Annotated in this window: 10 protein-coding genes; 2 read left to right on the top strand and 8 right to left on the bottom strand. The window is 47.5% G+C overall.

Translation table 11 applies throughout. The features are described 5' to 3' along the window. Entirely contained in the window at positions 1-1275 is a 1275-nt protein-coding gene (locus ACESZH_RS11755; RefSeq protein WP_373215671.1) for a sensor histidine kinase, read from the bottom strand. A gap of 202 nt (positions 1276-1477) precedes the next feature. Between ACESZH_RS11755 and ACESZH_RS11750 the strand changes: the two genes are divergently transcribed. Further along, positions 1478-3850 (top strand): ABC transporter substrate-binding protein, encoded by a 2373-nt coding sequence (locus ACESZH_RS11750; RefSeq protein WP_373215669.1) that lies wholly within the window; start codon positions 1478-1480, stop codon positions 3848-3850. Positions 3851-3949: 99 nt separating this feature from the next. On the opposite strand, the gene ACESZH_RS11745 is transcribed toward ACESZH_RS11750, so the two are convergent. From ACESZH_RS11745 to ACESZH_RS11730, 4 genes are read right to left on the bottom strand one after another with little or no spacing between them, the layout of a single operon-like run. Beyond that, positions 3950-5206, bottom strand: coding sequence for an ABC transporter permease (locus tag ACESZH_RS11745; protein WP_373215668.1), 1257 nt, complete (start codon positions 5204-5206; stop codon positions 3950-3952). 14 nt (positions 5207-5220) lie between these two features. Then, positions 5221-7254 carry a biotin/lipoyl-binding protein gene (locus tag ACESZH_RS11740; protein WP_373215667.1) on the bottom strand — a complete coding sequence of 678 codons (2034 nt, stop codon included), beginning with the start codon at positions 7252-7254 and terminating at the stop codon, positions 5221-5223. Between the two features lie 4 nt (positions 7255-7258). Next, complete coding sequence (locus ACESZH_RS11735) at positions 7259-7930, bottom strand: ABC transporter ATP-binding protein (RefSeq protein ID WP_373215666.1); 672 nt, start codon at positions 7928-7930, stop codon at positions 7259-7261. Beyond that, positions 7927-9438 carry an efflux RND transporter periplasmic adaptor subunit gene (locus tag ACESZH_RS11730; RefSeq protein WP_373215664.1) on the bottom strand — a complete coding sequence of 504 codons (1512 nt, stop codon included), beginning with the start codon at positions 9436-9438 and terminating at the stop codon, positions 7927-7929. Before ACESZH_RS11730 ends, ACESZH_RS11735 begins: the two co-directional genes overlap by 4 nt. Before the next feature lie 228 nt (positions 9439-9666). On the opposite strand from ACESZH_RS11730, the gene ACESZH_RS11725 reads away from it, so the two are divergent. Beyond that, positions 9667-10782, top strand: coding sequence for a hypothetical protein (locus tag ACESZH_RS11725; protein WP_373215663.1), 1116 nt, complete (start codon positions 9667-9669; stop codon positions 10780-10782). Between the two features lie 157 nt (positions 10783-10939). Here the strand turns inward: ACESZH_RS11725 and aspS are convergent, their stop codons facing one another. From aspS to ACESZH_RS11710, 3 genes are read right to left on the bottom strand one after another with little or no spacing between them, the layout of a single operon-like run. Continuing rightward, positions 10940-12736 carry an aspartate--tRNA ligase gene (gene aspS / locus ACESZH_RS11720; protein ID WP_373215661.1) on the bottom strand — a complete coding sequence of 599 codons (1797 nt, stop codon included), beginning with the start codon at positions 12734-12736 and terminating at the stop codon, positions 10940-10942. A 17-nt stretch (positions 12737-12753) separates the two neighbouring features. After that, positions 12754-14010, bottom strand: coding sequence for a histidine--tRNA ligase (gene hisS, locus ACESZH_RS11715; protein ID WP_373215660.1), 1257 nt, complete (start codon positions 14008-14010; stop codon positions 12754-12756). A gap of 13 nt (positions 14011-14023) precedes the next feature. Beyond that, complete coding sequence (locus tag ACESZH_RS11710) at positions 14024-14590, bottom strand: HD-GYP domain-containing protein (RefSeq protein ID WP_373215659.1); 567 nt, start codon at positions 14588-14590, stop codon at positions 14024-14026. Positions 14591-14598 lie beyond the last annotated feature (8 nt).

The following is a 14598-nucleotide window of genomic DNA, read 5'->3' as shown; positions in this document are numbered from 1 at the left end:
CTATTCCTTTGGCAGCCGAATCTGAAAGGTGGCGCCTCCTCCCGGGGTATCCGTGAGCACAATGGTTCCCCGGTGCAGCGTCACGATTTCCTGTGCAATACATAAGCCCAATCCAAAGTGCTGCTTGTCTCCCCGCGACGCATCCGCACGGTAGAAACGTTCAAATACGGACGTTTTATCCTGATCCGGAATTCCCGGTCCATTATCGGAGACTGTGAGCCAAAAGGCTTTTTCATCCTCCGCCAGTTCCAGACAGACCTGACCTCCGGACGGCACATAACTGACCGCGTTGTCGAGAAGGATGCCCAGTACCTGGCTGATCCGTGATGCATCACATTTGCAGAGGGAAAACGCCTCCTCCGGGAGCTTTGCAGACAGCCGGATTCCTTTTTCTGAAAAAATAGCTTCATACTTTTCATACGTATCCAGGACCAGCGTATCCAGCTCGCAGGGTGAACACAGGATGCTCCAGGAATGATTGTCAGCATTTGCAAGGGAAAGCATATCGCCTATCAGCCTTGCCATTCTGCTCCCCTCACTTTGGATGGTGGAAATAAATCTTTCCCTCTCCTTTTCTCCTGAATCTTCCATAGCCTGGATGCTTGTGAGGATAACTGCCAGTGGAGAGCGCAGCTCATGGGAAGCTGCTGCAATAAATTCTGTCTGTTTTCTTTTGCTTTCTTCAAGAGGCCGCAGCATTTTTTTGATCAAAAACCAGGAAAATACAGACATGGCAATGATGGCCAGACACACCATCATTCCGAACGCGATTCTCTGGGATTTAAGCTGGTTCTTCAGATCATCCAGCGGATACAGGATCACTGCGCTTAAAGCCCCCTCTTTCTTCGGGACAAGAGCTGTACAGGCGTAGTAATCCTCGGTCCGGAAAAGAGCCGTCTTTGTAATGGTAAATCCCCCAGGAAAATCCACGTCAAGTCCTTCCGTTTCCCTGGAAATTTCCGCTGCCTCCTGGAACAGGTCCGCTTTTTCCTCCGTAGGATTCAGCTTATTAAAAAAAAGCTCGTGTCCATTATCAAGGATTTTCATATCTATGCCGTAAGCTTCCTTTGCCTGTAAAATCCACTGGTGCGACAGAAGTGTCTGCCCTTCCATATAACTGATGCAGGAATTTACATTATTTTCAAAGGTTGCATAACTGTTTTTTCTCATTCCACTCTCTGAGATTGCCAGACAAGCCAGAGTCAGCACCACCAGTATGGCACTGGTAATCAGCGCCGCAAACGCTGTCATTTGTATATGAAGCTTCCGAAACATGTTTTACTCCTTTTGCTGCCGATCTTTTCTGTAGTATAGCATCTTTCTCTTTAAATTTCCTCTAAACTTAAATAAAAACTTCTTTCTCTTCCTCCACTCTTCCGGAATTGGATGTATTATTATATGGAAAAAGTAAAAGGTTTAGAGATAACTTAGAGATTTTCATGATACCATACAAACATCAAAATAAGGAGGTTATCATATGAAACCATATAAAAATACAAAACGCGGGATGGCTGTCTCCCTCTCCTGTTGTCTGGCCGCCACCGGGCTTATGAGCCTGGCAGGATGCGGACAGGAAAAGGATGGTGCGGACGTGATCGTAGATACAGGCTCTGAAACACAGGAATCTCAGACTGCAATGGGGCGTTACCTGGAGGAAGATGTTTCTCTCCCGGAAGACTGCATGATCATAGATGCACTGCAGATTCTGGATGACGGCTCGCTGGCGCTTCTTTACAAAAATCAGGATTATCTGGCACGCTTTACGAAATCCTCTGACAAGGGCCAAACCTGGGAAGAAAGCGTATTCGTGGCAGATTTGATGGGTATCCCATACGATGAGAGCGGTGACAGCATTATGGAGATAGCCGCAGCAAAGGACGGCGGCATTTTTGCTGCCGTATACGTTGGCGGTGATGAAGGCTATACTGACGATTTCAGCATGGAATACTATTACCGCTCTCCCGATGGGGCAGCAAACAAGCTGGATATCCAAGACATTGTAAACAGTATCATGATCACATCCTGCCAGTTCGGAGACAATGGGAATATTTTCCTCCTTTCCCTCGGAGAGGGTGTGAAAGAGATCAACCCCAAAGACGGTACTCTCGTCCATTGCTTCGAGGAAGGAGGTTCCGTACAGTTTATGGGGATTTCAGGAAAAAATCTTGCTGTTGTCATTGATCAGACGGTTCACTATTATGATATTGAGACAGGAAAGCCCCTGGAAACAGGCGATCCTTTGACACAGCAGCTTACTTCCAAGGAATCAAACATGCAGATGGTCTCCTCTTCCTCTGTGCCCATCCTGTTTCTTTCCGGCGATGAGGAGGACAGCATCTTCTATCTGGATCATGATGGCCTGTACCGCTATTCCTTTGGCGGAAGTGTCATAGAACAGGTGATTGACGGCGCTTTGAATTCCATCAGCTCTCCAAGCACAGGCTTTACCTCTGCCGTAAGAGATGAGGACAGCTTTTATATAAGCTCCAGCGATTCCAGCTCCGGTGAGCTGAAAGGAAAGCTTTGCCGCTACGTCTACTCCAAAGATACGCCCACTGTTCCGGATACGGAACTGAAAGTCTATTCTCTGGAGGATAATTCCTTTATCCGGCAGGCCGCCGCTGTTTTTCAGAAAAAATATCCTGATATTTATCTGAATCTGGAAACAGGAATGTCAGGAGATGATGCTGTGACCACCACCGATGCTCTGAAGACTCTGAACACAGAGATCATGGCAGGAAAAGGGCCGGATATCATGATCCTGGACGGAATCCCTTCTGATACTTATATAGAAAAAGGCATGCTGGAGGACCTGAACGGTATTTTTAAAGAGGCTGGCCTTCTGGAAAACATTCAGAACGCTTACACCAGGGAGGACGGCAGCATTTATACCATGCCGGTCCAGTTCGGTATTCCCATGATAGTAGGACATGCAGAGGATACAGATGCCATCACAGATTTGAAATCCATGGCGGATGTGATTGAAAGCCACAAGGATGAGTACGGGGTCAACGAAAACAATCTCTACTCTATCTCCCTCCCCTCCAGCTTCGGCGCCCAGATGCTTTTGGAAAATCTGGCAGACTCCTGTTCCGCCGCCTGGATCAAGGAGGACGGAACCCTGGACGAAGCTCTGATCAAAGACTTTCTGGAACAGACCGGACGAATCTATCAGGCAGGGTTGGAAGGACTCCGGGAAATCGGAGAACTGTACGGAGATGATTTTGTCAACCAGGATTGGGGCGGATATGACCGTTCCTTAAGTATGGCATACTCTGCTAATGAAGTCAGAGGAAACTTGTTCCTCCTTGCAGCCGGTGCCATTTACTCCCCAATGGACATTGCAGAAATCGATTCTGTACAGAATCTGGATTCCTCCATCTCCAGAAAAGTCTGGAATGCACAGGCTCAGAACTGCTTTGTCCCGCTCAATGTGGTTGGCGTAAGCTCAAAATCCTCAGAAAAAGAAGCCGCTGAAAAATTTGTCAGCTTCCTGTTTTCAGATGAAGGTCAGCAGATCACCAGATTCGTCGGTTACCCGGTGAAGCAAAGCGTTTATGACGGAGATGCCTATTGGGATCAGGGTGAACCGGGAACTGTTCTTATGACCTCCTCAAGCTACAATGCTATAACCGGTGTGGATGAGTCCTTCGAGACAATTGCCCCGACCCAGGAGATCATAAATGAATTTAAGGAACTGGGCAAGAGCCTGACAACCCCTATTGCAGACAATGAAATTATCCTGAATGCAGTCAGTGATGCCGGTGTGCGGTATATGAACGGCGAGATAAGTCTGGACGAAGCTGCAAACAGCGTGATCCAGGAAGTAAACCTGTATCTTTCTGAATAAACAATACCCGCAAACATCCAATATGTAAAGAATCTGCCCCGTGCCGGGTCATCAAACCAGCCGGGGCAGATTTCTTTTTGCTCATATTCAGCTTTTCCTTTACTCACTTCTCAGCGCATCAATAGGATTCAGATTCGCAGCCTTCACAGAGGGCAGCAATCCGAAAATGATTCCGATCAGCATGGAGAATATTACGGAACCGATAATAGCCGGAACACTGATCGCCGTAGGGGAACCCGCCACCTTGGAAACGACCCTGGACAATCCGATCCCCAGCACCACTCCGATGATCCCTCCAATACTGGTAAGCACTGCTGCCTCCGTCAAAAACTGATGGAGGATCGTTTTTTTCCTGGCTCCGATCGCCTTTTTCAGACCAATCTCACGGGTACGCTCCGTAACCGATACCAGCATGATATTCATAACACCGATGCCGCCTACCAGCAACGAGATACTTGCGATCCATATCAACTGCTGATTGGTGCTCTCGCTGAGCTTCTGCAGGCTTTTTACCCTTTCCATCACATCATCTGCCCGGTACTCAAACTTACTGGAACCAGAAGAATTGCTGACAGCCTTATTCATCACCTTTGCAGCCGCATTTCCAGCGGTACTCATGGTGTCTGTACTGTCTGCTTTTATAATGGCATTTTCCGGTTCGTCAAACTTAAAGGCAATAGGCCAGCACTTGCTGGGGATCATCACAGTACCCATAATACTCTGGTAATACTCGTAAAATTCACTAATGCTCTCAATATTCGGAAGAGCATCCTCACTCTGGCTCACAACCCCCACTACCGTAAAAGGCTCCTCACCGATCTCGATCGTTTTCCCGATCGGATCCTCTCCCGGAAAGATACTTTCTGCTGCATTACTGTCCACCAGGGCTACTTTCCGGTAATCATCATAATCCTTCTGTACAAATCCTCTTCCCGAACGCAGCTTATATCCGCAGGTATCCAGATAATTCGCGTCAATACCGAAAATCTTTCCGCCCTGGAAGCTGGTGTTTCCGTAATAAACATTACTGGTGTAGGATCTGCTGTAATAAAATGTGGCATTTTCCACATGTTCTGTCTTAAGCACCTCATCCTTCTGCTCCTGCGACAAAAGAGGCGCATTGGATGAGCTTCCGTAGTCCGCACTGTAGGTATCGTCCCCTGAATAAAGGCTGATGGTCACCGTATTATTTCCCGAACCGATCAGATCCTCCTTAATCTGTTCACTTGTTCCCTTGATCGTGGAAACAATGGCGATAATGGAAGCAATACCGATAATAATACCGAGCATTGTCAGGAAGGATCGCATTTTATGGGACCAGATTCCCTGAAACGCCAGGCGTATATTTTCAAACATGAAATCCCTCCTTATCAATAACCATAAAATTCTTCCAGCGTTCCCTCTTTTGTCTTCAGGCCTTCTTTAATGGACTTGCTGTACGGGAATGCAATCTTGTCCTCTCTTGTGATGCCGCCTGTAACCAGAACGCTGTAGCCGCCGTCCACATTGCCGCCCACGGATACGATCTGCTTTTTCAGAACGCCGTTATCATCCTTATATACATAGCTGTTGCCGTCCTCTGTACGCACAAAGGCTTTTGAAAGAACAATACCTTTGGCAGAAACCTCTTCAGCCAGCATAATGCTCACATAATCTCCATCCTGTACCTTTACGGATTTGTCCGGAATCGTTGCGGTAAAGCTATAGGAGGATACATTTGGATTTCCGTCCCCATAATAATAGTTCCCGCTACTGCTGCTGACAGGATAATCAGAAACCTCCATGACCTCTGCTTCAAACTCACTTGCACCATCATCATAATAAGAATAACAGGTACATTTCAGCACAGTTCCCTCCTTCATCTGATCCAGCATCAGCTCACTCACCGTGCCTCTGACGAAAAATCCATCTCCGCTCTTAATGCTCATAAAAGGGTTACCGTCTGAATTTGTTCCGGTCACAGGATCACCCACAGTGGCAACAGTACCATCCAGCTTACTGGTTATAAGCTGTCTGGATACCTTCTTTTCCAGCTTCGCGATATTAATATCGCTTTCCTGGATATCCAGCTTTAAAGTAGCAATCCTCTTCTGCTGGATCTTAATAGCCTCAGCTCTCGAAAGATTGATTCCGGTGCCTCCATCAATAGGGATATCCGGGTCTTCATCCGGTGGAACCTCATCCTCATACTGGGATGCTCCGTCCAGAGTAAAATCCATCTCCGCAAAACGGTCAACCGGCTGCGTCAACATACTTCCGTCAATCAGATAATATCCTGTACAGGATTTTTTCCTGTCCGTGTAGTCTGCAATGGTGTCATACTGATGGAATTCCAGAAGATACCAATAACCGCCCTCCTGGATCACCTGCGTACCATCGGCATTATACCCCGCCATTTTGTTGAGAAATGCTCCCGTGGCGCTTACATATCCCTTTGCACTGGTGCACAGATAAATAAACGGATCTTCCTTTGTTCCACTTCCGCCGAAAGGCTCCGTATCAAATTCCAGTGTCTGGTAAAAAGGTTCCTCGCCGTCCGTAAAATCGGAATCCCCTTCCTTTTCATCCAGATCTGCAAATTCAAATCCCGGTATAGGCTCCGGTGTAGGAGTCGGCTCCGGCAAAAGAGGCTCATTTCCGCCTGATTCAAATCCGCTGTTATCTGAAGAACTGCCTCCATCTCCAAAGCCGTTGTCCGGTGTTCCATAATAATCCAGCGCATTGTCCCCTCCAAAGCTTCCTTGCTCAGGAGCTGTACTGCTTTCTGTCATTCCGGAATTTTGCTCTCCTGCCTCATCAAACACAGCAGCTCCGGCTTCTGCCGCGTCCGCATCTCCGAAGCCGTCTGTGATGACGGATAGGAGTAGCGGCTTCATGATTGCTGCCAGGTAATAATCTCCTGTTCCTGTGGCAGCCGACAGATCCATATCATCGGAGCTGTCATCCGAGCCGCTGTAGCTGCCGCTCAGATTATCAGCCGTTCCTTCCACATCATCCTCTGTGACAGGTCCGCCGTTTTGCAGGCTGCTGAGCCTTTTCTGGGCTTTTCTTAAATCCTGTTCCAGCTTCTGATGCTTCAGCTTTGCAATATTCAGTTCCATTTCCACAAGAGTCATATCAAAGGAAATCAGCTTATCTCCTTTTTTTACCGTATCTCCCTTCTGGACATAAACCTCTTCAATGATCATATCCTTATCCACTGTAATATTCTGGGATACACTTGTGGTAACATTTCCATCCAAAGTCGTGCTTGGAGAATAGTAATCGCTGGCAAGGCTGCTCACGCTTGCCACCAGAACTTCTTTCTGGTTGCTGTTTTTCATATAGATCAGGCCGCCGCCCGCTGCCCCTGTGATCAAAGCTGTAACCAGCACGCCAACGATGATTTTCTTCACCTTGCTCATGCTCTCACCTCTTTTCCTGCAGCACACCGTCACGGATGGTAACAACCCGTTTTGCATGGGCTGCAATATCCGCGTCATGAGTGATCATCAGTACAGACACCCCTTCATCGTTCAGCTTCTGGAAAAGCTCCATGACCTGCGCGCCTGACTTACTGTCCAGCGCACCGGTAGGCTCATCTGCCAGAAGCAGCTTGGGATTATTTACAATAGCCCTTGCAATGGCAACCCTCTGCATCTGACCGCCGGAAAGCTGGTTTGGCCTGAAATCCACTCTGTCCGCCAGTCCGACTCTCTCCAGGGCTCGGAACGCGCGTTCCCTGCGCTCCTTCTTAGGTACCTTTGCATAGTTTAAGGGCATCTCCACATTGGAAATGGCTGTCTGTCTGGGAAGAAGATGAAAGCTTTGGAAAACAAAGCCGATTTTATTCAGCCTCATATCAGACATCTGGTTCTCTGAGCAGGCACTGATATCCTCTCCATCAAGATAAAATTTTCCGCTTGTGGCCTGGTCAAGACAGCCGATAATGTTCATCAGAGTTGTTTTGCCTGAGCCGGATGGCCCCATAATTGCCACATATTCCCCTTCTTCCATAGTAAAATTGACGTCCTTTAATACCGGCACTGTCATTTTACCCTGCTGATAGTTCTTATAGATTCCATTCAGTTCCAGTATCATCCTGCTGCCTCCATGTCATCGGAATCATACAGATCGGCTCCTTCCATGTAATCATCGAAGCCATCCTCATCTATGATTTCGCCGTCCATAGAATCATCAACGTATTCTTCCGTAAATTCGCCATCCATATCTTCAATAGGCATCATAGCATCGCCATCCGAATAGTCTTCCATGACAGCCTCTCCGGCAGTTCCGTAATCCTCGATCATATCCACGTCACTGCCATCATACATATCGGTTCCCATGTCTGTGGAGCCCAGCCCCAGATCCGTCATCATAGAGCCATCTGCTGTCGCCATCCCTTCCACCAGGTTCTCTGCCGGGAATGCAATGCTGTCATCCTCCGTCAATCCGTCTGCGATCTCATACTCTCCCAGTGTCTCGTCATACTGACCCAACATGACTTCTCTCTTTTCCAGTCTGTCCTTATCATTTGCCGCCCACACATAAGGATTGTCTGAATCTGCATCCACAATATAGAAATCGCTGAGCCAGACGCCTTCCTTCTTCTCTTCCTGTCCTTCATCCTTTTCTATGTAGACATGCTGACCAAGCATCAGACCCTCTGAGGATTCCAGTTCCACATAAAATGGGTAGGAGCTGGAGCTGGTCTGGGAGTCTCCGCTTGAGTCGATCATGCCGTAATACATATTGCTGCTGCTCTCAGAGCTTGCATTTTGCTCATCGATAGCGCCCATGGTCCCATGCCAGACCTCCGTCTCATCAACTCTGGAGCGGATAATAACAGGCTCGCCAGGAGTGATGGATGACTTATTCTGTTCGTTTACCTTTCCCTTGATCCTGTACGCACCGGTACTAAGAATGGTAATAAAGGTATTGCTGTCGTTGCTGTCCGAATCCCCCGAGTAGGAATCCATACTCTCATCCAGGCTGTCCCCATCATCTGTGGTTAATTTCGTCGTGTCGATTTTCTGGATGACACCATCAATCTCGCTTCTCACCTCTGTATTGCCCGTGGCATTCTCCAGCTTGGTGATCTCAGCTTCCTTGCTGATCTGGTCATACTCATTCTTTTTGAGGTTCATCTTATTTGTCTCAATCTCAATAGTATAAGAAAGCTGGTTGCTGTTGGATGCCTTCTTTTTCTCCTTTTCCAGCGTCTTGATCTGGTCATTGAGACTTAATGCTTCATTTTTCAGACGGTCAAGAGCAAGCTTTGCCTCCTGAAGATCCTCCTGGATACTGGTCAGATCGTATTCGAACAAAAGCTGTCCGGCTTTTACCTCTTCTCCCGTCTTAACCTGTACTTCCTTAACTTTACGTCCGCTTTCTATACTTACTTTCACCGTCTCCTGGGGTTCCACAACGCCTGCAAAACGGTTCATAACTCCGGAATCATCTCCGCTTAAAGTGCTTATCTTTGTTACATATGCAACTTCATCACCGGCTGCGCCGCCATCTTTGTCCTTTAAATAGTACCATGCTCCAGCGCCCACAGCTCCGGCAATAATGACAATCCCTCCGATGACAAAAATCTTTTTTTTCATGGTTACCTCCTATGCCGCTCCTGCGGTTTTCATCAGGAATTTTTCTATAATCACTTTCCTATCATACCAGATTCGCCCCAAAAAGAAAACCCCTGACAGCCTCTATTGCAAATTTCACAAATTTTTCATTCTTTTTTTATAAATATCGTCTATTTTTAATGGATTTTTGACTTTTATACGATTATCTGATAGAATAGAGAGGAATAATTTGGAAAGGAAAGAATTCGTATGCGGATAGTGAAGCGTCTTCTGCCATTTCTTCTTGTAGTTTTCGCGTTTATCTGTGCAGGCTGCATGGGCGGAGAAAAAAAGAAGGTGGCCGGAGTCATAAAAAGCGAGCTGGATTTACTGAAAAATCTGGATTCTGACACCACACAAAAGTACGTCTCTTATAAGGAACTATTTCCCGATACCGAAGAGGGTATAGAACAATCTGATGAAATAGAAGAAGTCTTTTCTCTCTTTTTCCAGGACTTTGATTATAAGATCCTGGATATTGACGTCGACAAAGAAAAAGGAACAGCACATGCCTCCCTCCGCCTTGTGACACTGGATGCCCAGGCGCTGGCAGCGGATTTCGCCTCCGCCCGGCTGAAAAACGAGATCGTACAGGCTGCCGCTGATTCCGAGAGTACAGAAGAAAGCACCATTTCCCTGGAAAAACGCTTTCTGATCCTGAATGGTCTGTTAAAAAACCACAAGTATCAGACAGTGGAACGCAACTGCACAATGACTCTTACTGCCTCCGGCGGTGAGGACGATGCTTCCTGGGAAATTAAACGGACTTACACACTGGAAAATGACCTTGTCGGCGGTCTTATGACTTATCTCTCCGACCCGGATATCCTCTCACCTGAGGCAACTCTGGCGGTCTATCTGAAAACCCTGAAAAAAATGGACATGGATGATATGAGCAACTTCCTTGGCGTGGAAAGCATTGTTAATACAGAAGATGCGCCCAAAAATGATATTGCACAGGCACTTGTGGAGCAAGTACACAGTAATTTTGATTACGATGTAAAGGAAAGCACTGTCACAGGCTATTCTGCCGTTGTCACTGCGGAAATCACCACATTTGACAGCGATGCCATTCTGGATGCTTACCAGAAAGAGCTGGATGCTTATCTTGCCTCGCTGGATGCTGTTCTGGACGGCGCTTCAAAACGGTATCAAAAATCTTATGAAATGCTGTTGGATTCTATAGAGTCCAATAAAGAGTCCCGGACTGTAGAGGCTAAGTTTCATCTGATCAATGACGGTGCCTCCTGGAAGCTGGAGGATGCGGGTACTGAGCTGGGAAGTGCTATTTTCGGGAATTTGGCGACTTCGCCGGTGGAAGAATGAGCGAGGGGGCAATCTCGGAGTTGCAAAGGCCGAATGCCCCCTCGCGCTCCCCCCTTTGGCCCCGCTTTGCGGACGGGGACTTTGTGACAAAAAAATCCCTGTCCGGGTTTTGGGATTGAAACTGGACGGGGATTTTTCATGTATACATATATAATTTTTATTTATTAGGTTCCTCGGGTTGGATTGCCAGGCCTAGTTCGTGGAGTTGGGCTTCGCTTACACCTTGGGGGGCCTGGGTCATTAGGCAGGAGGCGTCTTTTACTTTCGGGAAAGCGATGACGTCGCGGATGCTGTCTACTTTTGCCATTAGCATGACAAGGCGGTCCAGGCCGTAGGCCAGGCCTGCGTGGGGTGGTACACCGTATTTGAAGGCATCCAGAAGAAAGCCGAACTGTTCATGGGCTGCTTCCTGGGTAAAGCCAAGCTCTTTGAACATTCTTTCCTGGATGTCGTCCTGATGGATTCGGACGCTTCCGCCTCCGATCTCGTTTCCGTTTAGTACGATGTCGTAGGCTTTTGCACGGACAGCACCGGGATCGGTGTCAAGAAGAGGCAGGTCCTCTTCCATGGGCATGGTAAATGGATGGTGCATAGCGGTAAAGCGGTTCTCCTCCTCGCTCCACTCCAGAAGCGGGAATTCTGTTACCCATACAAAACGATATTCGTCCTTATTTAACAGATTCATCTGTTTTGCCAGTTCCAGACGGAGTGCGCCAAGGACATCGTAAACAAGCTTTTTCTTATCCGCTGCGAACAGAAGCAGGTCTCCCGGCTTTCCGTCCATGGCTGCAACCAGAGCATCCATCTCCTCATCGGTCATGAATTTTGCAAAGCTTGATTTTCTGGTTCCATCCTCTGCAATGGCGATGTAAGCCAGACCTTTTGCTCCGTAGCCCTTTGCAAACTCAACCAGCTTGTCGATCTTTTTACGCGGCATTCCGCCCTGTCCCGGGGCATTGATTCCACGGACGCTTCCGCCGTTTTCCAGTGCTCCTGTAAAGACTGCAAATCCACAGTTCTTCACGATCTCACTGACATCATGAAGCTCCATTCCGAATCTCATGTCCGGCTTATCGGACCCGAATCGGTCCATTGCTTCCTGCCATGTGATCCTCTGGATGGGAAGCTGTACATCAATATCCATAACCTCTTTAAACAGATAAGCCAGGAATCTTTCGTTTACATCGATCACATCGTCCACATCTACGAAGGAAAGCTCCATATCGATCTGTGTAAACTCAGGCTGGCGGTCAGCACGGAGGTCCTCGTCACGGAAGCAGCGGGCGATCTGGATATACCTGTCATATCCGGAGCACATCAGAAGCTGCTTATAAAGCTGTGGTGATTGCGGCAGGCCATAGAAGCAGCCCGGATGTACACGGGAAGGAACCAGATAGTCTCTTGCGCCCTCCGGCGTGCTCTTTCCAAGCATAGGAGTTTCGATTTCCAGGAAGCCCTCTTTTGCAAAAAAGGCTCTGGTCAGCATCATAACCTGGCTCTTCAGCATAATGTTTTTCTGAAGGTCGGGTCTTCTTAAGTCCAGATAACGGTACTTTAAGCGAACCTCATCCTTTGTCTTGCTATTCTCTTCCACCGGGAAGGGCGGTACATCGGATTCAGAAAGAACTCTCAGGGATTTTACCTGAACCTCTATCTCTCCTGTTGCCAGATTCTCATTGACAGCGCCGCCTCTTTTCGCCACCGTACCAACTACAGCGATAACAAACTCGCTTCTAAGCCTTCCTGCTTTTGCAAAGCCTTCCTCATCAATGGTCCCATTCTCGAAAATCAACTGCATAATGCCGCTTCGGTCACGAAGGTCCACAAAGACGATCCCGCCTTTGTCTCTTGCCTTCTGAACCCAGCCCATCAAGGTTACTTCGCTGCCGATCATTTCTTTTGTGACTTCTGCACAACGGCAGGTTCTGTGCAGTCCCTGCATACTTTCAGCCATAATCATGCTCCTCCTCGTTACATTCTGTCTCTGAAAAATTCCACGAATTCTGTATATCCCTCTGCTGTCATCTGATCCTTCTGGAATTTTTTATTTTTCTTCATAATGGAGATATTGACCTGTGTGCCAGCCTTTCTCTCCTCATTTGCCTGCCTGAAAATCTCAGTAAGCTTGTCTGCAGGCATGTTTTTCTCAATAAGATATGCTTTTTTGCCGTTCTTTGCAGGAATCTCATATCCCCGTTCCAGAAGCAGCATAACAATCCTCTCAAATCCAATGGAAAAGCCGCAGGCGGATGTATTGCTGCCTGTGAACTTTCCGATCATCTCGTCATAGCGTCCGCCGCCGCCTACGCTGCCGCCGAACTCATCCATGGAAATCTCAAAGATCGGACCTGTATAATAGGACATACCACGCACCAGCGTAGGATCAAATGCCATCTTAAAGTCTGCAGTCTTGACTGCTTCAACGGTAGAAATAATGGTTTCCAGATCCTGGGCAATCTTTTCATCCAGCACGTCTTTTAATTTCTCCCTGCAGTACCGGACACCCTCAATGTCACTTGTGATCTCCTTGAACATTCCCAGATAGGTGTCAATGGAATCCTTTCCAAAGCCCTCTTCTTCAAGTTCACGGGCAACACCCTCCAGACCGATCTTATCCATCTTGTCAAGGATGATGAATACCGTATCAAAGCTTTCCTCCGGAAAACCGCTGTACTGTGCCATGGCCTTTAAGATTTTCCGGTCATTGATGCGGATGGTGAAATTATGGAAATCAAGCTTTCCAAGAAGAGTAGTAGTGGCAAGCACCAGCTCAATCTCCGCCATGTAGGTAGGCTCTCCCAGAATATCAATGTCACACTGCATAAACTGGCGGAAACGGCCTCTCTGAGGACGGTCCGCCCTCCATACATAGCCCATCTGCAATGCCTTAAAGGGCGCAGGCAGATCGTTTGCGTTATTGGAATAGTATCTGGAAAGAGGTACGGTCAGATCATAGCGAAGACCGGAATCTACCACATCCGCTTCTTCCTTAGCCTCCTCCAGTTTTAATTTTTCACCGCGCTTCAGAATCTTGAAGATCAGCTTTTCGTTATCTCCGCCCTGCTTGCTGCACAGGTTCTCAATATGCTCCACACATGGTGTCTCTATGGATGTAAATCCGAATGCCCCGTAAGTTTCGCGGATCATATTTGTGACATAATTTCGGATTTCCATTTCCTTTGGCAAAATATCTTTCATGCCGGTTACCGGCTTTTTCTTTAAAGCCATCTTGTGCTCCTCCTTACTGTTCTTTATGAACAACTCTCTGAAATGCAAGAAATACTTCCATATCAAAGTTTTTTACTTCGTCAATCATCAACTCCATGACTGTCTTTTTGTCAAATGCCTTACGGTAAGGCCGGTCTGAGCTTAATGCACAGAAAACATCGCAGACACGCAGGATTCTGGCTCCTATGGGGATGTCGTCCCCGCTTTTATTCTCAGGATAACCGCTTCCGTCATAATTCTCATGATGATACAGAATACTCTGCAGGATAAAATCCGAGTAGCCCTGGTCCTTTAATTCCTCATAGCCAAGTGCAGAGTGCATTCTCACGTATTTCAACTCCTCAATGACCATGGGATCCTGCTCCTGCCCGTTAATGTAGCTCCGCAGCTTCAGTTTTCCTATGTCATGGAGCATTCCTGCCTCTGCCAGCTCATAACACTGCTCATAAGGAAGCCCAAGCTCCTGTGCAACTGCATAAGCCAGATTGCTTACTGCAATCCCATGTTTTAATTCTGCTGATAGATCAAATTCCAGAAGTCTGTCCGGCGTACCTGCCTTTATCGTTGGTGCCGTACTCAAGGGTTTCC

Origin of the sequence: Ruminococcus sp. 5_1_39BFAA (assembly GCF_964240875.1) — a bacterium.
GTDB lineage: Bacteria > Bacillota > Clostridia > Lachnospirales > Lachnospiraceae > Blautia_A.
Note: the sequence above shows the minus strand (reverse complement) of the source record. Positions and strands in the feature narration are given on the sequence as shown.